Source organism: Citrobacter amalonaticus Y19 (assembly GCF_000981805.1).
GTDB lineage: Bacteria > Pseudomonadota > Gammaproteobacteria > Enterobacterales > Enterobacteriaceae > Citrobacter_A > Citrobacter_A amalonaticus_C.
The window spans coordinates 1,981,590-2,003,974 of the sequence record NZ_CP011132.1 but is presented as its reverse complement, the minus strand read 5'-3'; the positions used below and the strand labels follow the sequence as shown (position 1 = coordinate 2,003,974).

General features: G+C 54.6%; 22 protein-coding genes. 13 read left to right on the top strand and 9 right to left on the bottom strand.

The annotated features are described in order from the left end of the window. The first annotated feature begins 136 nt into the window (after positions 1-136). Positions 137-706, top strand: coding sequence for a VOC family protein (locus F384_RS09040; RefSeq protein ID WP_046481189.1), 570 nt, complete (start codon positions 137-139; stop codon positions 704-706). A gap of 2 nt (positions 707-708) precedes the next feature. Further along, positions 709-1,455, top strand: coding sequence for a copper homeostasis protein CutC (gene cutC / locus F384_RS09035; protein ID WP_046481188.1), 747 nt, complete (start codon positions 709-711; stop codon positions 1,453-1,455). A gap of 222 nt (positions 1,456-1,677) precedes the next feature. Here the strand turns inward: cutC and cmoB are convergent, their stop codons facing one another. From cmoB to F384_RS09010, 5 genes are read right to left on the bottom strand one after another with little or no spacing between them, the layout of a single operon-like run. Next, entirely contained in the window at positions 1,678-2,646 is a 969-nt protein-coding gene (gene cmoB, locus F384_RS09030) for a tRNA 5-methoxyuridine(34)/uridine 5-oxyacetic acid(34) synthase CmoB (RefSeq protein WP_046481187.1), read from the bottom strand. Next, positions 2,643-3,386 carry a carboxy-S-adenosyl-L-methionine synthase CmoA gene (gene cmoA / locus F384_RS09025; RefSeq protein ID WP_046481186.1) on the bottom strand — a complete coding sequence of 248 codons (744 nt, stop codon included), beginning with the start codon at positions 3,384-3,386 and terminating at the stop codon, positions 2,643-2,645. The genes cmoB and cmoA overlap by 4 nt, the downstream gene beginning before the upstream one ends. Before the next feature lie 40 nt (positions 3,387-3,426). Beyond that, positions 3,427-3,822, bottom strand: coding sequence for an MAPEG family protein (locus tag F384_RS09020; protein ID WP_046481185.1), 396 nt, complete (start codon positions 3,820-3,822; stop codon positions 3,427-3,429). Between the two features lie 51 nt (positions 3,823-3,873). Beyond that, the gene (locus F384_RS09015) at positions 3,874-4,692 is read right to left on the bottom strand and encodes a DUF72 domain-containing protein (protein ID WP_046481184.1); all 819 of its coding nucleotides are present in this window, start codon (positions 4,690-4,692) and stop codon (positions 3,874-3,876) included. Further along, complete coding sequence (locus tag F384_RS09010) at positions 4,689-5,255, bottom strand: hydrolase (protein WP_046481183.1); 567 nt, start codon at positions 5,253-5,255, stop codon at positions 4,689-4,691. The genes F384_RS09015 and F384_RS09010 overlap by 4 nt, the downstream gene beginning before the upstream one ends. A 264-nt stretch (positions 5,256-5,519) precedes the next feature. Between F384_RS09010 and aspS the strand changes: the two genes are divergently transcribed. The 6 genes from aspS (at position 5,520) to ruvB (ending at position 10,897) form a co-directional block, all read left to right on the top strand. After that, entirely contained in the window at positions 5,520-7,292 is a 1,773-nt protein-coding gene (aspS, locus tag F384_RS09005; protein ID WP_046481182.1) for an aspartate--tRNA ligase, read from the top strand. Positions 7,293-7,409: 117 nt separating this feature from the next. Then, positions 7,410-7,862 carry a dihydroneopterin triphosphate diphosphatase gene (gene nudB / locus F384_RS09000; protein WP_052747006.1) on the top strand — a complete coding sequence of 151 codons (453 nt, stop codon included), beginning with the start codon at positions 7,410-7,412 and terminating at the stop codon, positions 7,860-7,862. A 27-nt stretch (positions 7,863-7,889) separates the two neighbouring features. Beyond that, positions 7,890-8,633 carry a YebC/PmpR family DNA-binding transcriptional regulator gene (locus F384_RS08995; protein ID WP_046481180.1) on the top strand — a complete coding sequence of 248 codons (744 nt, stop codon included), beginning with the start codon at positions 7,890-7,892 and terminating at the stop codon, positions 8,631-8,633. Positions 8,634-8,667: 34 nt separating this feature from the next. After that, positions 8,668-9,189, top strand: a complete 522-nt coding sequence (ruvC, locus tag F384_RS08990; protein WP_046481179.1) for a crossover junction endodeoxyribonuclease RuvC — start codon at positions 8,668-8,670, stop codon at positions 9,187-9,189. 77 nt (positions 9,190-9,266) lie between these two features. Further along, positions 9,267-9,878 carry a Holliday junction branch migration protein RuvA gene (ruvA, locus tag F384_RS08985; protein ID WP_043000358.1) on the top strand — a complete coding sequence of 204 codons (612 nt, stop codon included), beginning with the start codon at positions 9,267-9,269 and terminating at the stop codon, positions 9,876-9,878. A gap of 8 nt (positions 9,879-9,886) precedes the next feature. Then, on the top strand, positions 9,887-10,897 hold the full coding sequence (ruvB, locus tag F384_RS08980; RefSeq protein ID WP_046481178.1) for a Holliday junction branch migration DNA helicase RuvB: 1,011 nt from the start codon (positions 9,887-9,889) through the stop codon (positions 10,895-10,897). A gap of 82 nt (positions 10,898-10,979) precedes the next feature. On the opposite strand, the gene znuB is transcribed toward ruvB, so the two are convergent. Both znuB and znuC read right to left on the bottom strand, forming a co-directional pair. After that, complete coding sequence (gene znuB, locus F384_RS08975) at positions 10,980-11,765, bottom strand: zinc ABC transporter permease subunit ZnuB (protein ID WP_046481177.1); 786 nt, start codon at positions 11,763-11,765, stop codon at positions 10,980-10,982. Next, positions 11,762-12,517, bottom strand: a complete 756-nt coding sequence (gene znuC / locus F384_RS08970) for a zinc ABC transporter ATP-binding protein ZnuC (RefSeq protein ID WP_046481176.1) — start codon at positions 12,515-12,517, stop codon at positions 11,762-11,764. The genes znuB and znuC overlap by 4 nt, the downstream gene beginning before the upstream one ends. 78 nt (positions 12,518-12,595) lie before the next feature. Here znuC and znuA point away from each other — a divergent pair, with 78 nt between their 5' ends. From znuA to lpxM, 3 genes are all read left to right on the top strand, one after another. Continuing rightward, entirely contained in the window at positions 12,596-13,540 is a 945-nt protein-coding gene (gene znuA / locus F384_RS08965) for a zinc ABC transporter substrate-binding protein ZnuA (RefSeq protein ID WP_046481175.1), read from the top strand. Between the two features lie 15 nt (positions 13,541-13,555). After that, positions 13,556-14,878: a murein DD-endopeptidase MepM gene (gene mepM / locus F384_RS08960; protein WP_052746907.1), complete on the top strand. Its 1,323-nt coding sequence runs from the start codon at positions 13,556-13,558 to the stop codon at positions 14,876-14,878. A 112-nt stretch (positions 14,879-14,990) separates the two neighbouring features. Further along, the gene (lpxM, locus tag F384_RS08955; RefSeq protein ID WP_080950061.1) at positions 14,991-15,971 is read left to right on the top strand and encodes a lauroyl-Kdo(2)-lipid IV(A) myristoyltransferase; all 981 of its coding nucleotides are present in this window, start codon (positions 14,991-14,993) and stop codon (positions 15,969-15,971) included. A 43-nt stretch (positions 15,972-16,014) separates the two neighbouring features. On the opposite strand, the gene pyk is transcribed toward lpxM, so the two are convergent. Together pyk and F384_RS08945 are read right to left on the bottom strand one after the other, a co-directional pair. Next, complete coding sequence (gene pyk / locus F384_RS08950) at positions 16,015-17,457, bottom strand: pyruvate kinase (RefSeq protein ID WP_046481173.1); 1,443 nt, start codon at positions 17,455-17,457, stop codon at positions 16,015-16,017. 191 nt (positions 17,458-17,648) lie between these two features. Further along, complete coding sequence (locus F384_RS08945) at positions 17,649-18,518, bottom strand: MurR/RpiR family transcriptional regulator (RefSeq protein ID WP_046481172.1); 870 nt, start codon at positions 18,516-18,518, stop codon at positions 17,649-17,651. A 330-nt stretch (positions 18,519-18,848) separates the two neighbouring features. Between F384_RS08945 and zwf the strand changes: the two genes are divergently transcribed. Both zwf and edd read left to right on the top strand, forming a co-directional pair. Next, entirely contained in the window at positions 18,849-20,324 is a 1,476-nt protein-coding gene (gene zwf, locus F384_RS08940) for a glucose-6-phosphate dehydrogenase (RefSeq protein WP_046481171.1), read from the top strand. 235 nt (positions 20,325-20,559) lie between these two features. Further along, positions 20,560-22,371 carry a phosphogluconate dehydratase gene (edd, locus tag F384_RS08935; protein WP_046481170.1) on the top strand — a complete coding sequence of 604 codons (1,812 nt, stop codon included), beginning with the start codon at positions 20,560-20,562 and terminating at the stop codon, positions 22,369-22,371. Positions 22,372-22,385 lie beyond the last annotated feature (14 nt).

The following is a 22,385-nucleotide window of genomic DNA, read 5'->3' as shown; positions in this document are numbered from 1 at the left end:
AGCCGCAAGCGCGCGCAGAAAATAAGCGTTAAAGGAGTGCATAAGCATGCATTCCGCAAAACCGGTAATCTACGGTTGGTTGCGAGAGGCCAACAGAGTAAATTAGCGGCTTTGAACACCAATAAGAGCTCTCATTATGGCGAACTGGCAAACCATTGACGAACTGCATGATATTTCCGCAGATTTACCGCGATTCACTCAGGCGTTCACGGAACTTTCCACTCGCCTCGGTCTGGATGTTTCACCGCTTGAGGCCGATCACATTTCTTTGCGCTGTCATCAGGATGCCACTGCCGAACGCTGGCGTCGCGGATTTGAACAGTGTGGCGAGCTGCTGTCGGAAAATACCATCAACGGCAGACCGATTTGCCTGTTTAAACTGCATGAGCCGGTGTGCGTCGCGCACTGGCGTTTTTGTGTGGTGGAACTGCCGTGGCCCGGAGAAAAGCGGTATCCTCATGAAGGGTGGGAACATATTGAAATTGTCCTGCCGGGCGATCCTGAAAACCTGAATGCGCGCGCACTGGCGCTGCTTTCAGATGACGGGCTGAGCCAGCCGGGCATTTTTGTGAAAACCAGTTCACCGAAAGGGGAACACGAACGTCTGCCGAACCCGACGCTGGCGGTCACTGACGGGAAGGTCACCGTCAAATTCCACCCGTGGTCGATTGAGGCGATTGTCGCCAGCGAACAGCAACAGGAGTGAATATGACATTGCTGGAAATCTGTTGTTACAGCATGGAGTGCGCGCTTACGGCGCAGCAAAACGGTGCGGACCGTATTGAACTGTGCGCCGCGCCAAAAGAAGGGGGCTTAACGCCATCACTGGGCGTACTGCGCTCGGTTCGTCAGGCGGTGACGATTCCGGTGCATCCGATCATCCGTCCGCGCGGTGGAGATTTTTGTTATACCGACGGTGAGTTTGCTGCGATGCTCGACGATGTACGGACCGTGCGCGAACTAGGTTTTCCTGGACTGGTGACGGGGATTCTTGATCCTGACGGCCATGTCGATATGCCACGCATGCGGCAGATTATGGCGGCAGCGGGCCCACTGGCCGTGACCTTCCATCGCGCCTTTGACATGTGTGCTAATCCGTTAAATGCGCTAGAGAATCTCGCCGAATTGGGGATTGCCAGAGTGCTGACGTCGGGGCAAAAATCTGACGCAGTGCAAGGTTTAGCAAATATTTTGGAACTTATTGCTCAACCCGGTGCTCCAATCATTATGGCCGGAGCAGGGGTTCGCGCAGAAAATCTGCCGCGTTTCCTGGATGTCGGGGTACGGGAAGTACACAGCTCCGCCGGAATCTTGATGGTTTCGCCGATGCGTTATCGCAATCAGGGTCTGTCAATGTCGACAGACAAGCAAGCGGATGAATATTCCCGCTATGCGGTAGACGGCAAGTCGGTTGCTGAAATGAAAGGAATCATTGTTCGCCATCAGGCCAAATGATTTTTACCGTTGCATCATGTCGCCCAATATGATGCTTGCTCGTACCAGGCCCCTGCCCATTCAACAGGGGCCTTTTTTTATCTTTCTCCTGCATATTTCGGCCTGCAACTGTGTTGGCTTTCCGCGCTCACCCCGGTCACTTACTTATGTAAGCTCCCAGGGATTCGCTGTGTCGCCGCCTTGTTGCAAACCGAACTATTTTGGAGAAAGGACTTCATTCCATCACGGTTTCCGCGCAATTAATACCGCGCGTAACGGGGCAGGGTAACCTTCGATGGTTTTGCTGTGATCGTTCGGGTCGAGGAAGTCGGCCAGCGATTCGGTGACCATCCATTCGGTACGGCGCTGCTCTTCAGTTGAGGTGATGCAAACATCTGCGATGCGAACATCGACGAAGCCGCATTTCTCCAGCCAGCTTTTCAGCGCCAGCGCGGAAGGGATGAAATAGACATTACGCATCTGCGCGTAGCGATCGCCCGGCACCAGCACGGTGTTTTCGTCGCCTTCCACCACCAGCGTTTCAAGCACCAGTTCGCCGTCTTTCACCAGTTGATCTTTCAACTGCCAGAGATGCTCCAGCGGGGAGCGGCGATGGTAAAGCACGCCCATCGAAAAGACGGTATCAAACGCATTCAGCGCCGGAAGCTGCTCTATGCCCAGCGGCAGCAGATGCGCGCGTTGATCGTTACCCAACAGTTTACGCACCGCTTCAAACTGGCACAGGAACAGTTGCGTCGGGTCAATGCCGACGGCCAGGTGCGCACCTGCGCCAATCATGCGCCACATGTGGTAGCCGCTGCCGCAGCCGACATCCAGAATCGTGCGACCGGTCAGATCCGACAGATGTGGCAGCACGCGATCCCATTTCCAGTCGGAGCGCCATTCGGTATCAATGTTCACGCCATACAACGAATATGGCCCTTTACGCCACGGCATCAGATTGCGCATCAGGGTATCGATACGCTTGATCTGCCCCGGGCTCAGCGGCTCTTCACTTTCCGCCGTCACGCTGTGCAATAAATCCAGACGGTACGGCGTCAGTTCCGGCAGAAATTCCACCGCGTTTGACCACTGTTTGAACAGTCCGTGCTGATCGCGCTGCCAGGCGGCAATCTGCGCGGGCAGCGTTTCCAGCCAGTGGGCAAGGTGATTTTTGGCAATCAGTTGATAGAAGTTACCAAAGTAGATCATGCGCTCGCCCCGGCTTTCAGCGCCACCAGGGAGCCAAAGTTAAAGCACTGGAACCACAGTTCGCTGTGCTCAAAACCGGCCTGACGCAGGCGCGCCTTATGGGTTTCGACCGAATCGGTCAGCATCACGTTTTCCAGCATGCTGCGCTTCTGGCTGATCTCCAGTTCGCTGTAGCCGTTGGCCCGCTTGAAGTCGTGATGCATGTTGAACAGCAGTTCACCGACTTTCGCATCTTCGAAGCTGAATTTTTCCGACAGCACCAGCGCGCCGCCCGGATTCAACCCCTGATAAATCTTATCCAACAACGCCTGGCGCTCCGGTGGCTCAAGGAATTGCAGGGTAAAATTCAGTACCACCATTGAGGCGTTCTCAATAGTAATCGTGCGTATGTCGCCTTCCACGACCTCGACCGGCGTCGGTGCCTTGTACGCGTCGATATGACGGCGGCAGCGTTCGATCATCGCCGGGGAGTTATCAACGGCGATGATTTTGCAGTTTTCATGATGAATATTGCGACGGACTGAGAGCGTTGCCGCACCCAGCGAACATCCCAGGTCATAAACCTGGGTATCCGGCTGCACAAAGCGCTCGGCAAGCATGCCAATCATCGAGATAATATTGGAATAGCCGGGGACAGAACGCTGGATCATATCCGGGAAGACTTCGGCTACCCGTTCATCGAAGGTCCAGTCGCCCAGGCTGGCGATTGGCGCAGAAAAAAGCGTGTCGCGGTGAGACATAACGTAAAAATCCGGGAAAAATAAAGTGGCGTATTGTGCGCTAATGCAGGGAGAAAACCAACTCCCACGGCATATACCAAAGGTTCGCTAACACCATCAGCAACAATGCACACCAGGTGGCGCTCATGCCAGAGCGACGCCAGCGGAACAGACGGTGGTGGAAACCGTAATAATGCATCAGCCGACCCACAAGCAGAATAATGCCGCAAATATGCACCATCCAGGTTTCTGCACCGTTCATTTCCATAAACAGCAACAGCACTAATGCGACGGGAACATATTCCACCGCATTACCATGAATGCGGATGGCGGTCTGGAGTTCACTGAAGCCGCCGTCGCCATAGGCAACGCGGTATTGCATCCGCAGGCGGACAACGTCAAAAGAAAACTTCATCAACAACAACGCACCCAAAACGGCATACAGCGCGCTTACCATACAAACTCCCTTTAAAATGGCTGATGGCACTGTCTATGATAGGTGGCAATTTCAGAAAAGAGAAGATTGCTGTGGAATGGACGGAGCAGTTCCGATGTCCGGTAAGGCGGTGAGCAAGTCCTGCCACAGAGTGTCGACCAGTTCCGGAGCCTGCGCGATATCCGGGGTATGCAAAAAAAGATACGGCGTGGTGGTCTGTTCCCAGAGCGGTAATTTTTTTAGCCATGCGGCAAAAAATTCCCGGTTTTGTCGCATGTCATCGCTGCCGATAAAGCGCACCAGCGGATGGTTCGCGGTCACTACCGCATGAACTGGCAGCTTCGGTTTCTTGCGCTGGGCATCGCGGATGGCTTCATTATGCGCGTGGGCCGCGTGTACCGGACGACTGTCGAGGATCACCCGATTGACCCCGCGCTGATGCAACCCGCTATTGAGCTGCTGTTCCGCGTCGCCTTTGGCGAAGAACTCCGGGTGGCGCACCTCGACGCCATAGGTAAACGTCTGCGGCAAGGTATCGAGAAAATGCCAGAGGGCAGGGAGATCGCGTGGACCAAAGCTGGCGGGCAATTGCAGCCAGTACTGACCGATGCGGGTTTCCAGCGGTGACATCCGGGTCAGAAATTCGTGGAGCAGAGCATCGCAATTACGCAGGGCCGCCTGGTGGGAAATGGTCGCCGGAAATTTAAAACAGAAGCGAAACGCATCCGTCGTTTGCGCGTGCCAGCGTGCAACAATCTCCGCTTTTGGCAACGCGTACAGCGTGGTGTTGCCCTCCACGCAGTTGAAGTGGCGGGCATACTCTTCAAGACCGGTGATGCCAAGACGCACCCATTTTGGGTGCGACCATTGCGGCAGTCCTATGTAGATCATAAGGCGTTGACGATCTCTTCGGTACTGCGCACGCGCGCAATGCGGGGGAAGATGTGGGCCAGGCTGTTCTGATGCTGGTCGGCACTGGCGGCGCTACAGGCGTCTTCGGCTATCACCAGGCTAAAGCCCAGTTCCCAGGCGTTACGCGCGGTGGACTCGACGCCGATGTTGGTCGAAATCCCGCACAGTACGATGGTGTCGATACCGCGACGGCGCAACTGAAGCTCCAGGTCTGTGCCATAGAATGCGCCCCACTGGCGTTTGGTCACTTCCAGATCGCTGTCGGTTTTGCCCAGCGCCTTTGGATACGTCCACCAGTTGTCCGGTAGCGCTTTGGCCGGGGCCTGTGCGTCAACGGGCTGTTTGAGCGCTTCGGCATAATCGTCAGACCAGCCCACGCGAACCATCACCACCGGGGAACCTTTAGCGCGAAATGTCTGTGCCAGTCGTGCGGCGCGCGCCACCACGTCATTGGCTGAATGAGGGCCGCCGGCGAAGGGCAGGATCCCTTCCTGCAGGTCAATAATGACCAGCGCTGTTGTTTTAGCGTTCAGTTGTAACATGGTAACTCCCGTCAAAAATCAAAATTCCGTTACACCTTAATCGCGATTGCGTGTGTAAGGAGCGACAATTTTTGTTATTTTTTGTGAGAATTCGCAAGGCCCGTCCAGGAAACAGGCGTACAGTCAGTACCGGACTTATCGTGCGGCAGAATTTCCAGTATAATAGCCGCCTTTTTCATTCAGTTGTGACATACAGTTAAAGCTGCGACATCGTGGCCTGCAAGACAGGCGACAATCCGCCTGCGGCTAATTAAGGGATATCTCATGCGTACAGAATATTGCGGACAGCTCCGTTTGTCCCACGTGGGGCAGCAGGTGACTCTGTGTGGTTGGGTCAACCGTCGTCGTGATCTTGGTAGCCTGATCTTCATCGACATGCGCGATCGCGAAGGTATCGTGCAGGTGTTTTTCGATCCGGATCGTGCGGACGCGTTAAAGCTGGCCTCTGAACTGCGTAATGAGTTCTGCATCCAGGTGACGGGCACCGTGCGTGCGCGTGACGAGAAAAACGTCAATGGCGAGATGGCGACGGGCGAAATCGAAGTGCTGGCCTCTTCGCTGACGATCATCAACCGTGCAGAATCACTGCCGCTTGACTCTAACCATGTGAACACCGAAGAAGCGCGTCTGAAGTACCGCTATCTGGATCTGCGTCGCCCGGAAATGGCCCAGCGCCTGAAAACGCGCGCGAAGATTACAAGCCTGGTGCGTCGCTTTATGGACGATCACGGTTTCCTCGATATCGAAACTCCGATGCTGACCAAAGCCACGCCGGAAGGTGCGCGTGACTATCTGGTGCCTTCGCGTGTGCACAAGGGCAAATTCTACGCGCTGCCACAGTCACCACAGTTGTTCAAACAGCTGCTGATGATGTCCGGTTTTGACCGCTACTATCAGATAGTCAAATGCTTCCGCGACGAAGACCTGCGTGCTGACCGTCAGCCAGAATTTACCCAGATCGATGTGGAAACGTCCTTCATGACCGCCGAACAGGTGCGTGAAGTGATGGAAGCGCTGGTGCGCAGCGTGTGGAATGATGTGAAAGGCGTGGAACTGGGTGATTTCCCGATCATGACCTTTGCTGAAGCTGAACGCCGTTATGGTTCCGATAAACCGGATCTGCGTAACCCGATGGAACTGGTGGATGTTGCCGACCTGCTGAAAACCGTCGAATTCGCGGTCTTCTCCGGCCCGGCAAACGATCCGAAAGGACGCGTCGCTGCGCTGCGCGTACCTGGTGGTGCCGCACTGAGCCGTAAGCAGATCGACGACTACGGTAACTTCATTAAGATCTACGGCGCGAAAGGTCTGGCTTACATTAAAGTCACCGAGCGTGCGAAAGGCCTGGACGGCATCAACAGCCCGGTGGCGAAATTCCTCAATGCGGAAATCGTGGAAGCCCTTCTTGAGCGCACAGGCGCGCAAGATGGCGATATGATTTTCTTCGGCGCGGACAACAAGAAGGTGGTTGCCGACGCTATGGGCGCACTGCGCCTCAAACTGGGTAAAGACCTGGGCCTGACTGACGAAACGAAATGGGCACCGCTGTGGGTCATCGACTTCCCGATGTTTGAAGACGACGGCGAAGGCGGTCTTACCGCAATGCACCACCCGTTCACCTCACCGAAAGACATGACCGCGAGCGAACTGAAAGCGGCACCGGAAGACGCGGTGGCGAACGCCTACGATATGGTCATCAACGGCTACGAAGTGGGTGGCGGCTCCGTGCGTATTCACAGTGGTGAAATGCAGCAGACCGTGTTTGGTATTCTGGGCATCAATGAACAGGAACAGCGTGAGAAGTTCGGCTTCCTGCTTGACGCGCTGAAATACGGTACGCCGCCGCACGCAGGTCTGGCATTCGGTCTTGACCGTTTGACCATGCTGCTGACCGGCACCGATAACATTCGTGACGTTATCGCCTTCCCGAAAACCACTGCTGCGGCCTGTCTGATGACTGAAGCGCCGAGCTTTGCGAACCAGGCAGCCCTGGCTGAGCTGGGTATCGACGTGGTGAAAAAGGAAGAGAAAAACTGATATGGCAGATATACACGAAATCATTCGCGCTGCATCGCGGCGGCAACTGAGTGAATTCCCATGAGCATAGATAACACTGTGAATGGGATGAACGAAGGCAGCCAACAAAGAGGTGGCGTGAAGGATAATGTGTATAAGCGTCCTGTTTCTGTCCTGGTCGTGATTTTTGCCCAGGAGACGAAACGGGTGCTGATGTTGCAGCGACGCGACGATCCTGAATTCTGGCAGTCGGTGACTGGCAGTGTGGAAGAGGGAGAGACCGCGTCGCAGGCCGCCATGCGCGAAGTAAAGGAAGAGGTCGCCATTGACGTTGCGTCTGAGCAACTGACCTTAATTGACTGTCAGCGCACGGTGGAGTTTGAAATTTTTTCACATTTACGTCATCGCTATGCTCCGGGTGTGGTGCGCAACACAGAATCCTGGTTCTGCCTTGCGCTGCCGCACGAGCGTCAGATCGTTTTTAGCGAACATCTGACCTACCAGTGGCTCGATGCGCCCGCTGCGGCGGCACTCACCAAGTCATGGAGCAACCGGCAGGCGATTGAAGAGTTTGTAATTAACATCGCCTGAGAAGGCATGCTTTTTGAGGAAATATTTATGGCAGGTCATAGTAAATGGGCCAACACCAGACATCGTAAAGCGGCACAGGATGCCAAGCGCGGCAAAATCTTCACCAAGATCATTCGTGAGCTGGTGACGGCGGCCAAACTGGGCGGCGGCGATCCGGATGCGAACCCGCGTCTGCGTGCTGCTGTCGACAAAGCGCTGGCAAACAACATGACCCGTGACACTCTGAACCGTGCAATTGCTCGCGGCGTGGGCGGTGATGATGATGCAAACATGGAAACCATCATCTATGAAGGTTACGGTCCTGGCGGCACGGCGGTCATGATTGAATGCCTGTCTGACAACCGTAACCGTACCGTTGCCGAAGTGCGCCACGCCTTCAGCAAAACCGGGGGTAACCTGGGGACGGATGGCTCGGTCTCCTACCTGTTCAGCAAAAAGGGCGTGATCTCCTTCGTAAAAGGGGATGAAGACACCATCATGGAAGCGGCGCTGGAAGCGGGTGCGGAAGACGTTGTGACCTTTGATGATGGCGCGATTGACGTCTACACGGCATGGGAAGAGATGGGTAAAGTGCGCGACGCGCTGGAAGCGGCGGGTCTGAAAGCCGACAGCGCTGAAGTCACTATGATCCCGTCGACCAAAGCGGACATGGATGCGGAAACCGCACCGAAGTTGTTGCGTCTGATTGACATGCTGGAAGACTGTGACGACGTGCAGGAAGTCTACCACAACGGTGAAATCTCTGATGAGGTTGCCGCTACATTAGAATGATGCGGTTTAATTCCGTTACCACCGGAGGCGCGTGATGTCCATCATTCTCGGTATTGATCCGGGTTCCCGCATCACCGGTTACGGCGTGATTCGTCAGACAGGCAGACAACTGACGTATCTCGGCAGCGGCTGCATTCGTACCAAAGTCGACGATCTTCCGTCGCGCCTAAAGCTGATTTATGCCGGCGTGACGGAAATCATCACCCAGTTTCAGCCCGACTACTTTGCCATCGAGCAGGTGTTCATGGCGAAGAACGCCGATTCTGCGCTCAAACTGGGGCAGGCGCGCGGGGTGGCGATTGTGGCGGCGGTCAACCAGGAACTGCCGGTATTTGAGTACGCGGCACGTCAGGTGAAGCAGACGGTTGTCGGCATTGGCAGCGCAGAGAAAAGCCAGGTGCAACACATGGTGCGTACCTTGCTGAAACTGCCGGCTAATCCGCAGGCGGATGCGGCAGATGCGCTGGCCATTGCCATAACCCACTGCCACGTCAGTCAGAATGCAATGCAAGTGAGCGACTCCAGGCTTAATCTGGCGCGAGGTCGCTTGCGATAATGACAAATGAGGCTGGATATTTATCCAGCCTTTTTTTATGATACCGCTTTACTTTCGGCCCAACGCAGGAGCGTAACGTGATAGGCAGACTCAGAGGCATCATTCTGGAAAAACAACCCCCGCTGGTGTTACTCGAAGTGGGCGGCGTCGGCTATGAAGTGCATATGCCAATGACCTGTTTTTATGAGCTCCCGGAATCCGGAAAAGAAGCCGTTGTCTTTACCCACTTTGTGGTGCGTGAAGACGCGCAGCTGCTGTACGGCTTTAACAATAAACAAGAGCGCACGCTGTTCAAAGAGCTCATCAAAACCAACGGCGTTGGGCCAAAACTGGCGCTGGCAATCCTGTCCGGGATGTCCGCACAGCAGTTCGTTAACGCTGTCGAACGCGAAGAACTGGGTGCGCTGGTCAAGTTGCCAGGCATCGGCAAGAAAACGGCCGAACGACTGATTGTGGAAATGAAAGACCGCTTCAAAGGGTTGCATGGCGATCTCTTTACGCCAGCCGCCGATCTGGTGCTGACCTCGCCAGCGAGCCCGGCAACGGACGATGCCGAACAGGAAGCGGTTGCGGCGCTGGTGGCGCTGGGCTATAAACCACAGGAAGCCAGCCGCATGGTGAGCAAAATCGCTCGCCCGGATGCCAGCAGTGAAACACTGATCCGCGAAGCCCTGCGCGCCGCGTTATGAGGTAAAGGATGATAGAAGCAGATCGCCTGATTTCGGCAAGTGTCACTCTCCCAGAAGAGGTCGCCGATCGCGCCATTCGCCCGAAACTGCTCGAAGAGTACATCGGCCAACCGCAGGTGCGCTCGCAGATGGAGATTTTCATCCAGGCGGCAAAACTGCGTGGCGATGCACTCGACCACCTGCTGATTTTTGGTCCTCCCGGACTCGGGAAAACCACGCTTGCCAACATCGTTGCCAATGAAATGGGCGTTAATCTGCGCACCACCTCCGGCCCGGTGCTGGAAAAAGCGGGCGATCTGGCCGCGATGTTGACTAACCTTGAACCGCACGACGTGCTGTTTATCGATGAAATCCACCGGCTGTCACCGGTGGTGGAAGAGGTGCTTTATCCGGCGATGGAAGATTATCAGCTGGATATTATGATCGGCGAAGGACCGGCGGCGCGCTCGATTAAAATTGATTTGCCGCCGTTTACCCTGATTGGCGCGACGACTCGCGCAGGTTCACTGACCTCACCGCTGCGCGATCGTTTCGGTATTGTGCAGCGTCTGGAGTTTTATCAGGTGCCAGATCTTCAGTATATCGTTGGGCGCAGCGCGCGCTTTATGGGGCTGGAGATGAGCGATGAAGGTGCGCTGGAGGTGGCGCGTCGTGCGCGAGGAACGCCGCGTATTGCTAACCGTCTGCTCAGACGCGTGCGGGATTTTGCCGAAGTGAAGCATGACGGCACCATTTCTGCTGATATTGCCGCGCAGGCGCTGGATATGCTGAACGTTGATGCCGAAGGGTTTGATTACATGGACCGCAAGCTGCTGCTGGCGGTGATCGACAAATTCTTTGGCGGGCCAGTCGGGCTGGATAACCTGGCGGCGGCCATCGGCGAAGAGCGTGAAACGATTGAGGATGTGCTGGAGCCGTATCTGATTCAACAAGGCTTTTTGCAGCGCACGCCGCGCGGAAGAATGGCGACGGTGCGCGCCTGGAATCACTTTGGTATTACGCCGCCGGAAATGCCTTGATGCCTGATGGCGCTTCGCTTATCAGGCCTACTCGATGTTGTAGGCCGGATAAGGCGCAGCCGCCATCCGGCGTCTCACCGGCTCACTGGGCCTGCTTTTTCATCATACTGAAAATAAACAACACTGCGGCGCACAGCACGACTGACGGGCCCGCAGGGGTATCGTAGAAGGCCGAGAAGGTCAGCCCGCCTGTAACCGCTATCATCCCAACCCCTACCGCAACGCCCGCCATCTGCTCCGGCGTACGGGCAAAACGACGCGCCGTGGCCGCAGGGATAATCAGCAATGAGGTAATGATCAGCGCCCCGACGAACTTCATCGCCACGCCAATGGTTAAGGCAGTAACCAGCATTAACAGCAGCTTCACGCGCTGCAACTTCACGCCGTCAACAAATGCCAGATCGGGGCTGATGGTCATCGACAGCAGATTGCGCCATTGCCAGAAGAGAATTGCCAGCACGACAACCACGCCAATGGCGATAGCGATCAAATCGTCCGGCGTCACCGCCAGCAGATCGCCAAACAGGTAGGCCATCAGATCCACGCGAATATTTGACATCAGGCTGACCACCACCAGACCCAGCGACAGCGCGCTGTGCGCCATAATGCCAAGCAGCGTATCAATGGCAAGGTGAGGGCGTTTCTCCAGCCACACCAGGCCCGCCGCCAGCATCAGCGTGACGGCAATGACCGCATAGAAAGGGTTTACATCCAGCAACAGACCGAAGGCGACGCCAAGCAGCGACGCATGCGCCAGCGTATCGCCAAAATAAGACATCCGACGCCAGACCACGAACGACCCCAGTGGACCAGCCGCACAGGCCAGCATGATCCCGGCTAACCAGCCAGGCAGTAATAATTCAATCATGAGTGACCATTTCCCCGGCGCAACACAATACGACCCTGCAGATCGTGGCGATGATTATGATGATGACGATAAATCCCCAGTTGTTCCGCGCCGCGAGGGCCGAACATCGAGATAAATTCCGGGTGCATGGAAACGATTTCAGGGGTGCCTGAACAGCAAATATGATGGTTCAGACACAGCACTTCGTCCGTTTTTGCCATCACCAGATGCAGGTCATGAGACACCATCAGCACGGCGCAATCCAGTTCGCGACGGAGCTGATCGATAAGGTCATACAGCGCGACCTGGCCGTTGACATCCACGCCCTGGGTGGGTTCGTCAAGCACCAGAAGTTGCGGCTGGTTGAGGAGCGCGCGCGCCAACAGGACGCGCTGCGTTTCTCCTCCGGAGAGCTTTTGCATTGGCGCGTCAATCAAATGCCCGGCCTGCACGCGCTTCAGGGCTGGCAGGATGTCATCTTTCTTCGTTCCGGGACGCAGGCGCAAGAAACGACTGACGGTGAGCGGCAGTGTGGTATCGAGATACAATTTCTGCGGAACGTAGCCAATTCGCAGCTTGCCGTTACGCTTGATCACCCCTTCATCCGGGGCTACCAGTCCGAGGACGACCCGAACCAGCGTTGACTTCCCGGCACCATTTGGGCCAAGCAGCGTTAAAATTTTTCCGGGTCTCAGTTCAAGCGAAACGTCAGAAAGGACGCGGCGCTGACCGAAAGAGACCGAGACATTTTCCAGTGAAACCAAAGTCGTCATGTCAATTTTAGTCTTGCAGAAGTTATAGAATGTTATAATATCACATTTCTCACATTCATTACGATGATTGGTCGCATTATGTTACATAAAAATACGCTTCTTTTCGCTGCATTATCCGCCGCTCTTTGGGGCAGTGCAACACAGGCTGCAAATGCCGCTGTTGTGGCTTCTCTTAAGCCATTAGGGTTTATCGCCTCTGCCATTGCTGATGGCGTCACGGAGACACAAGTCCTACTTCCGGATGGGGCATCCGAGCATGACTATTCATTGCGTCCTTCTGACGTAAAACGCTTACAGGGCGCGGACTTAGTGGTCTGGATTGGACCTGAAATGGAAGCGTTCATGGAAAAGTCCGTCAGCAACATTCCTGAGGCTAAACAGGTAACGATTGCGCAGCTTAAAGACGTGAAACCGTTGCTCATGAAAGGGGCTGACGATGACGATGATGATCACGACCACGATCATGAGCACGCCGAAAAAGGTGATGCGCATCACCATCATGGTGATTACAACATGCATCTTTGGCTCTCCCCAGAGATAGCGCGGGCCTCAGCGGTTGCAATCCATGAAAAATTAGTGGAACTTATGCCGCAAAGTCGAGCCAAACTTGACGCCAACCTGAAGGATTTTGAGGCACAATTAGCCGCAACCGATAAGCAGGTCGGTAACGAGCTCGCACCGCTCAAGGGTAAAGGTTATTTCGTTTTTCATGACGCCTACGGCTATTACGAAAAACACTACGGACTCACTCCGTTGGGTCATTTCACCGTCAACCCTGAGATACAACCTGGTGCGCAGCGTTTACATGAAATAAGAACACAGTTGGTTGAGCAAAAAGCAACCTGCGTTTTTGCTGAGCCACAGTTCAGGCCAGCGGTCGTTGAAGCCGTTGCGAGAGGGACATCCGTTCGAATGGGAACGTTGGATCCCCTCGGGACAAATATCAAACTGGGTAAAACGAGCTATTCAGCGTTCTTGAACCAATTAGCGAACCAGTATGCGAGCTGCCTGAAAGGAGATTAATGAGGAAGTGAATACGTGCAACAGATAGCCCGCTCTGTCGCCCTGGCATTTAATAATCTGCCAAGACCCCATCGCGTTATGCTGGGGTCGCTTACTGTTCTGACACTGGCCGTCGCTGTCTGGCGGCCTTACGTTTATCACCCGGAATCCACCCCCATTGTTAAAACGATCGAACTGGAGAAGAGCGAAATTCGTTCACTGCTCCCGGAGGCCAGCGAGCCTATCGATCAGGCAGCGCAGGAAGATGAAGCCATTCCTCAGGATGAGCTGGACGACAAAACCTCTGGCGAAGCGGGTGTTCATGAATATGTTGTTTCGACGGGCGATACCCTCAGCAGCATTCTGAATCAGTACGGCATTGATATGGGGGATATCACTCAGCTTGCCGCCTCCGATAAAGAACTGCGTAATCTGAAGATTGGTCAACAGCTCTCCTGGACGCTGACCGCGGATGGCGATTTACAGCGTCTGACGTGGGAAATGTCGCGCCGTGAAACCCGTACCTATGACCGTACTGCGGCGAACGGCTTTAAGATGAGCGCTGAAACGCAGCAGGGCGACTGGGTAAACAGCCTGATGAAAGGTACAGTCGGCAACAGCTTCGTGGCCAGTGCAAAAGATGCCGGGCTGACCAGCGCGGAAATCAGTGCGGTGATCAAAGCGATGCAGTGGCAGATGGACTTCCGCAAACTGAAAAAAGGCGATGAGTTCTCTGTGCTGATGTCCCGCGAAATGCTGGACGGCAAGCGCGAGCAGAGCCAGTTGCTGGGTGTGCGTCTGCGCTCAGAAGGTAAAGATTACTACGCTATCCGTGCCGAAGACGGTAAGTTCTACGACCGGAACGGTACCGGGCTGGCGAAAGGTTTCCTGCGTTTCCCGACGGCGAAACAGTTCCGCATTTCGTCTAACTTCAATCCGCGTCGAGCCAACCCGGTCACCGGGCGTGTTGCACCGCACAGAGGTGTGGATTTTGCGATGCCGCAGGGGACGCCGGTGCTGTCCGTCGGTGACGGCGAAGTCGTCGTAGCGAAGCGCAGTGGAGCGGCTGGGTATTATGTGGCGGTGCGTCACGGTCGTACCTATACCACCCGTTATATGCACCTGCGTAAGCTGCTGGTGAAACCAGGACAGAAGGTCAAACGTGGCGATCGTATCGCGCTCTCCGGTAACACCGGGCGTTCTACTGGCCCGCATCTGCACTATGAAGTGTGGATTAACCAGCAGGCGGTTAACCCGCTGACGGCGAAACTGCCGCGTACCGAAGGTCTGACCGGTAAAGATCGTACCGATTACCTGGCGCAGGTCAAAGAGGTTCTGCCGCAGTTACGCTTCGATTAATCATTCATGGCATCAAAGCCGGTACGCAGCGTGTGTGCCGGCTTTTTTATTTTGTGCGCGGCAGGGTGCGCCGCTACACTATCATCAGATTTACATTTCGCGTCATCAGGCACTGGATAAGCATGGAAACAAAAAAAATAATAGTGAGTACATCCCTGAGTTTGAGAAATCCTTTCGCCATCCGCGCTACTGGGGCGCATGGCTGGGCGTCGCGGCGATGGCGGGCATTGCCTTAACGCCTGCGTCCTTTCGCGATCCGTTACTGGCGAAACTGGGCCGTTTTGCCGGACGTCTGGGCAAAAGCTCGCGTCGTCGGGCGCGGATTAACCTGTCCTTATGTTTTCCTGAGCGTAGCGAAGCCGAACGTGAAGCTATCGTCGATGCCATGTTTTCTACTGCGCCACAGGCGATGGTGATGATGGCGGAACTGGCGATTCGCGGCCCGGAGAAAATACAGTCGCGCGTTGACTGGGAAGGACTTGAAATCATTGAGGAGATGCGCCGTAACAACGAGAAGGTGATCTTCCTGGTACCGCACGGCTGGGGCGTGGACATCCCGGCGATGCTGATGGCGTCTCAGGGCCAGAAGATGGCGGCGATGTTCCATAATCAGGGAAACCCGGTGTTTGATTACGTCTGGAACACGGTTCGTCGCCGTTTTGGTGGTCGTCTGCATGCGCGTAATGACGGCATCAAGCCGTTTATTCAATCCGTTCGCCAGGGTTACTGGGGATATTATCTCCCGGATCAGGATCATGGTCCCGAGCACAGCGAATTTGTTGATTTCTTTGCCACCTATAAAGCGACGCTGCCGGCCATTGGCCGACTGATGAAGGTATGCCGGGCGCGTGTGATCCCGCTGTTCCCGGTATACAGCGGTGATACTCACCGGTTGACGATTCAGGTACGCCCGCCCATGGACGATCTGTTAACCGCAGACGACAACACCATTGCCCGGCGAATGAACGAAGAGGTGGAAATTTTTGTTGGTCCGCATCCCGAGCAATATACCTGGATCCTGAAACTGCTGAAGACCCGAAAACCGGGGGAAATCCAGCCGTATAAGCGCAAAGATCTCTACCCCCTCAAATAAAAAAGGCCTCTCGAAAGAGAGGCCTTTTTGCATCCGTAGACGATTACTCGACGGTCAGAATACGCGTAGTATTGGTCGAACCGATGGTGCTCATCACGTCACCCTGAGTCACGATAACCAGATCGCCTGATACCAGGTAGCCTTTGTCACGCAGCAGATTCACCGCTTCGCTTGCTGCGACAACGCCTTCCGCCGCGCTGTCGAAATAGACCGGCGTGACGCCACGGTACAGCGACGTCAGGTTCAGCGTACGCTCATGACGGGACATGGCGAAAATCGGCAGACCAGAGCTGATACGCGAGGTCATCAGCGCAGTACGACCGGATTCCGTCATGGTAATGATGGCGGTAACCCCTTTCAGGTGGTTCGCTGCGTACATGGCGGACATCGCAATTGCTTCTTCAACATTGTCGAATTGAATATCCAGACGGTGTTTAGAGACGTTGATGCTGGGGATTTTTTCTGCACCCAGGCAGACGCGGGCCATCGCCGCGACGGTCTCTGCCGGGTACTGGCCTGCGGCAGTCTCGGCTGACAGCATCACCGCATCGGTACCATCCAGCACGGCGTTAGCGACGTCCATCACTTCCGCACGAGTTGGCATTGGGTTGGTAATCATCGACTCCATCATCTGGGTCGCGGTAATCACGGCGCGGTTTAACTGACGCGCGCGACGAATCAGGGCCTTCTGGATGCCGACCAGCTCCGGATCGCCAATTTCCACGCCGAGGTCGCCACGTGCGACCATCACCACGTCAGAGGCCAGAATGATGTCATCCATCGCGTTCTGATCGCAGACCGCTTCAGCACGCTCAACTTTCGCCACAATCTTGGCATCGCAGCCCGCATCGCGCGCCAGGCGGCGAGCGTAGTTCAGGTCTTCGCCGCAGCGCGGGAAGGAGACGGCCAGGTAATCGACGCCAATCTGGGCGGCGGTAACGATATCGGCTTTGTCTTTTTCGGTCAGGGCTTCTGCGGAGAGACCGCCGCCCAGTTTGTTGATGCCTTTGTTATTGGAGAGCGGGCCGCCCACGGTCACTTCCGTGAACACTTTCATGCCCTGTACTTCCAGCACTTTTAACTGCACGCGTCCATCGTCGAGCAGCAGAATATCGCCAGGTACTACGTCTGCCGGCAGACCTTTGTAGTCAATACCAACTTTTTCTTTGTCGCCTTCACCTTTACCCAGGTTGGCATCCAGGAGAAATTTGTCACCGATGTTGAGGAATACTTTGCCTTCTTTAAAGGTAGAGACGCGAATTTTTGGCCCCTGGAGGTCACCCAGAATGGCTACGTGGCGTCCCAGTTTGGCAGCTATCTCACGAACTTTATCCGCGCGCATTTTATGATCTTCTGGCGAACCGTGAGAGAAATTCATTCGCACGACGTTAGCGCCAGCGGCGATAATCTTCTCAAGATTGTTATCGCGGTCAGTAGCCGGGCCCAATGTCGTAACGATTTTGGTTCTGCGAAGCCTTCTGGACATGTAATACTCCGTTGACTGAAACAACTAGGTGTTGCGTGAACAATAAACCGGTCGTTCTGAAAACCTTCTACACCCGCCATACTTCACGTTGCCTGTGCGTTGCCGCCTTCCCGCAACGCGAATTATTTAGGGTCTACAAAGCATAGCGAACAAAACCGGATGACGAATTTAAGTCGGACTTATTATTGCTGTTAGCGGTCATTACTCTTGATGAGCAGTTCTTTATCAAAACGCGATTCCTTGAGCGCTTCTTTGACACGCTTCAAGTTATCTCTGAATTTTGCCCCACGACGCAAAGTAAATCCCGTAGCCAGCACATCTATCACGGTCAACTGCGCAAGTCGAGAGACCATGGGCATATAAATGTCAGTATCTTCCGGCACATCGAGGGTAATTGCCAGCGTTGCTTCATGCGCAAGCGGCGTATCGGCGGAGGTTAACGCAATCACCATGGCATCGTTTTCACGCGCAAGTCTCGCCAGCTCGACCAGACTCTTGGTACGACCGGTATGCGAAATCAGCACCACCACGTCATCGTCACTACAATTCATACAGCTCATCCGTTGTAAAACGACGTCGTCGGAGTAGATAACCGGGACGTTGAAACGGAAAAACTTATTCATGGCGTCATGCGCGACGGCGGCAGAAGACCCCAGCCCAAAGAACGCGATTTTCTTTGCCTGCGTCAGCAGATCCACTGCGCGGTTGATCGCCGATTTGTCCAGCGACTGGCGAACGTGGTCAAGACTGGCCATCGCCGATTCGAAAATTTTGCCCGTATAGGACTCGACGCTGTCATCTTCATCCACATTACGATTAACATAAGGAGTACCATTTGCCAGACTTTGTGCCAGATGCAGTTTAAAATCAGGGAAGCCACGGGTTTCCATGCTGCGACAAAAGCGATTCACCGTCGGTTCGCTGACGTTGGCTTCCTGCGCAAGCGTGGCAATACTGCAATGGATGGTCCGTTCGGGTGAGGCAATAATGACATCGGCGACTTTGCGTTCAGATTTGCTCAAATGTTCCAGTTGAGACTGGATCTTTTCCAGCATATTCATGATGTAGACTCAAGGATATGACGATTTCAGTAATACAAGAAATCGAAAGGTAATTTTGGTAGATAGTACCCCTGCTAACCAGAGAAGGGGGCAAAATGGTCAGAATAGTTGTTGTTTTTTTTCATTACATGATCAGCATCGTGTTTTGACACAACGTGATGCGTCGCAAACAGACGACGATTTTGACCATTTTGCGCCGTTAAGCGCCAACCGCACGGTGGGTTACGCGTTTACGGTTTCCGGAATCACGTAAAAGCAGTACAGTGCACTGTAATAAAATTACAAGTAATGCCTGGCAAAGTACCAGGATAGCTAACTAAGGAGAATGACATGGCGGTAACGCAAACAGCCCAGGCATGTGACCTGGTCATTTTCGGCGCGAAAGGCGACCTTGCGCGTCGTAAATTGCTGCCTTCCCTGTATCAACTGGAAAAAGCCGGTCAGCTCAACCCGGACACCCGCATTATCGGGGTAGGCCGTGCCGACTGGGACAAAGATGCCTACACGAAGGTCGTGCGCGAAGCACTCGAAACCTTCATGAAAGAGAAAATCGATGAAGGATTGTGGGATACCCTGAGTGCTCGCCTGGATTTCTGCAATCTGGATGTGAACGACACCGCAGCATTTACCCGTCTGGGGAAGATGCTCGATCAGAAAAACCGCACCACGATCAACTACTTTGCCATGCCGCCAAGCACTTTCGGTGCAATCTGCAAGGGCCTGGGCGAAGCGAAACTGAATGCCAAACCGGCGCGAGTCGTGATGGAAAAACCGCTCGGTACCTCACTGGCGACCTCCCGCGAGATCAACGATCAGGTCGGTGAGTATTTTGAAGAGTGTCAGGTTTACCGTATCGACCACTATCTGGGGAAAGAGACGGTGCTGAACCTGCTGGCGCTGCGTTTTGCCAACTCCCTGTTTGTGAATAACTGGGATAACCGCACGATCGATCATGTGGAAATCACCGTGGCAGAAGAGGTGGGCATTGAAGGACGCTGGGGCTATTTCGACCAGGCCGGTCAGATGCGCGACATGATCCAGAACCACCTGCTGCAAATTCTGTGCATGATTGCGATGTCGCCGCCGTCAGATCTGACTGCTGATGCCATTCGCGATGAAAAAGTGAAGGTACTGAAATCGTTACGTCGTATTGATCGTTCGAATGTCCGTGAAAAGACCGTTCGCGGTCAGTACACCACCGGTTTTGCGCAGGGCAAAAAAGTGCCGGGTTACCTGGAAGAAGAGGGCGCGAACAAGAGCAGTAACACCGAAACGTTTGTGGCTATCCGCGTGGACATTGATAACTGGCGCTGGGCGGGCGTGCCGTTCTACCTGCGTACCGGTAAGCGTCTGCCGACGAAATGCTCTGAGGTGGTGGTGTATTTCAAAACCCCTGAGCTAAACCTGTTCAAAGAGTCCTGGCAGGATCTGCCGCAGAACAAACTGACCATTCGTCTGCAGCCGGATGAAGGGGTGGATATCCAGGTTCTGAACAAAGTTCCGGGTCTTGACCACAAGCATAACCTGCAAATTACCAAGCTGGATCTGAGCTACTCCGAGACCTTCAATCAGACGCATCTGGCGGATGCTTACGAGCGCCTGCTGCTGGAAACCATGCGCGGTATTCAGGCGCTGTTTGTGCGTCGTGATGAAGTGGAAGAGGCGTGGAAATGGGTCGACTCCATTACCGAAGCGTGGGCGATGGACAACGATGCGCCGAAACCGTATCAGGCAGGGACCTGGGGACCGGTTGCTTCCGTGGCGATGATCACCCGTGACGGTCGTTCCTGGAATGAATTTGAGTAAAAAAGCGTCTACCTCTTCTGTGTTATTTTACCGGTAACATGATCTAACACAGATTGTTGAACAATTTTTGCACTTTTAAGCCTCGTGTGGATTCACCCGCGAGGCTTTTTTTATTACACTGCCTGAAACGATTTTGCCCCATGAGCTCCGGTGAACAAGCTTTTCCTGTGTTGATAACCACAGTAAATGAATTTGCCAAACCTGTAGCTCTGACAGATAAATTTCAGGAGCCTCTATGAATCCGAATTTGTTACGCGTAACACAACGCATTGTTGAACGTTCCCGCGAGACCCGTTCCGCCTACCTCTCTCGTATAGAACAGGCTAAATCCTCGACCGTTCACCGTTCACAACTGGCATGTGGGAATCTGGCGCACGGATTCGCGGCCTGCCAGCCAGACGATAAAGCCTCTCTGAAAAGCATGTTGCGTAACAACATCGCGATCATCACCTCCTACAACGACATGCTCTCCGCACATCAACCCTACGAACATTACCCGGACATCATTCGCAAAGCGCTGCATGACGCGAACTCGGTTGGGCAGGTCGCAGGCGGCGTTCCGGCAATGTGCGACGGGGTGACGCAAGGTCAGGACGGTATGGAACTTTCGCTGCTGAGCCGCGAAGTGATCGCGATGTCCGCCGCGGTAGGGTTGTCTCACAACATGTTCGACGGCGCGCTGTTCCTCGGCGTCTGTGACAAAATTGTCCCGGGTCTGGCAATGGCGGCGCTGTCATTCGGTCATTTGCCCGCCATCTTCGTACCATCAGGTCCGATGGCGAGTGGCCTGGCCAATAAAGAGAAAGTTCGTATTCGTCAACTCTATGCCGAAGGTAAAGTTGACCGCATGGCGCTGCTGGAATCCGAAGCGGCCTCCTACCATGCGCCGGGCACCTGCACGTTCTACGGCACTGCAAACACCAACCAGATGGTGGTGGAGTTCATGGGGATGCAACTGCCGGGCTCTTCTTTTGTTCATCCGGATGCCCCGCTGCGTGAAGCACTGACAGCGGCGGCGGCGCGCCAGGTGACGCGCCTGACCGGTAACGGCAACGAATGGATGCCGATCGGTAAAATGATTGATGAGAAAGTGGTGGTGAACGGGATTGTCGCGCTGTTGGCGACCGGCGGTTCAACAAACCACACCATGCACCTGGTGGCGATGGCGCGTGCTGCAGGTATCCAGATTAACTGGGATGATTTCTCTGACCTCTCCGACGTCGTGCCGCTGATGGCGCGTCTTTATCCTAATGGTCCGGCGGATATTAACCACTTCCAGGCTGCGGGCGGTGTCCCGGTCCTGATGCGCGAACTGCTGAATGCGGGTCTGCTGCATGAAGACGTCAACACGGTGGCCGGTTTTGGTCTGCAGCGCTACACCCTGGAACCGTGGCTGAACAATGGCGAACTCGACTGGCGTGAAGGCGCGGCCAAATCGCTGGACAGCAATGTGATTGCCTCCTTTGACCAGCCGTTCTCTCATCATGGCGGCACTAAAGTGCTGAGCGGTAACCTGGGTCGTGCGGTCATGAAAACGTCCGCTGTGCCGGTTGAAAATCAGGTGATTGAAGCGCCAGCCATTGTTTTTGAAAGCCAGCATGATGTCTTACCAGCCTTTGAAGCCGGTCTGCTGGACCGTGACTGCGTGGTGGTTGTGCGTCATCAGGGACCAAAAGCGAACGGAATGCCAGAATTACATAAACTCATGCCGCCACTTGGTGTATTATTGGACCGTCGTTTCAAAATTGCGTTGGTTACCGATGGACGCCTTTCCGGTGCTTCCGGTAAAGTGCCTTCAGCCATCCATGTAACCCCGGAGGCCTATGATGGCGGTCTGCTGGCAAAAGTACGCGATGGCGACATTATTCGGGTGAACGGACAGACAGGTGAATTGACGCTGCTGGTGGATGAGGCGGAGCTTGACGCTCGCCAGGCACACATCCCGGATCTGAGCGCCTCGCGCACAGGAACGGGGCGTGAAATGTTCAGCGCGCTGCGTGAGAAGTTATCCGGCGCAGAACAGGGCGCAACCTGTATTCATTTTTAAGGTATTTTTTGTAA

Excerpts from the sequence above, each read along its gene's own strand:
- F384_RS09040 (WP_046481189.1), top strand. The coding sequence starts at position 137 with ATGGCGAACTGGCAAACCATTGACGAACTGCATGATATTTCCGCAGAT.
- cutC (WP_046481188.1), top strand. The coding sequence starts at position 709 with ATGACATTGCTGGAAATCTGTTGTTACAGCATGGAGTGCGCGCTTACG.
- cmoB (WP_046481187.1), bottom strand. The coding sequence starts at position 2,646 with ATGATCTACTTTGGTAACTTCTATCAACTGATTGCCAAAAATCACCTT.
- cmoA (WP_046481186.1), bottom strand. The coding sequence starts at position 3,386 with ATGTCTCACCGCGACACGCTTTTTTCTGCGCCAATCGCCAGCCTGGGC.
- F384_RS09020 (WP_046481185.1), bottom strand. The coding sequence starts at position 3,822 with ATGGTAAGCGCGCTGTATGCCGTTTTGGGTGCGTTGTTGTTGATGAAG.
- F384_RS09015 (WP_046481184.1), bottom strand. The coding sequence starts at position 4,692 with ATGATCTACATAGGACTGCCGCAATGGTCGCACCCAAAATGGGTGCGT.
- F384_RS09010 (WP_046481183.1), bottom strand. The coding sequence starts at position 5,255 with ATGTTACAACTGAACGCTAAAACAACAGCGCTGGTCATTATTGACCTG.
- aspS (WP_046481182.1), top strand. The coding sequence starts at position 5,520 with ATGCGTACAGAATATTGCGGACAGCTCCGTTTGTCCCACGTGGGGCAG.
- F384_RS08995 (WP_046481180.1), top strand. The coding sequence starts at position 7,890 with ATGGCAGGTCATAGTAAATGGGCCAACACCAGACATCGTAAAGCGGCA.
- ruvC (WP_046481179.1), top strand. The coding sequence starts at position 8,668 with ATGTCCATCATTCTCGGTATTGATCCGGGTTCCCGCATCACCGGTTAC.
- ruvB (WP_046481178.1), top strand. The coding sequence starts at position 9,887 with ATGATAGAAGCAGATCGCCTGATTTCGGCAAGTGTCACTCTCCCAGAA.
- znuB (WP_046481177.1), bottom strand. The coding sequence starts at position 11,765 with ATGATTGAATTATTACTGCCTGGCTGGTTAGCCGGGATCATGCTGGCC.
- znuC (WP_046481176.1), bottom strand. The coding sequence starts at position 12,517 with ATGACGACTTTGGTTTCACTGGAAAATGTCTCGGTCTCTTTCGGTCAG.
- znuA (WP_046481175.1), top strand. The coding sequence starts at position 12,596 with ATGTTACATAAAAATACGCTTCTTTTCGCTGCATTATCCGCCGCTCTT.
- pyk (WP_046481173.1), bottom strand. The coding sequence starts at position 17,457 with ATGTCCAGAAGGCTTCGCAGAACCAAAATCGTTACGACATTGGGCCCG.
- F384_RS08945 (WP_046481172.1), bottom strand. The coding sequence starts at position 18,518 with ATGAATATGCTGGAAAAGATCCAGTCTCAACTGGAACATTTGAGCAAA.
- zwf (WP_046481171.1), top strand. The coding sequence starts at position 18,849 with ATGGCGGTAACGCAAACAGCCCAGGCATGTGACCTGGTCATTTTCGGC.
- edd (WP_046481170.1), top strand. The coding sequence starts at position 20,560 with ATGAATCCGAATTTGTTACGCGTAACACAACGCATTGTTGAACGTTCC.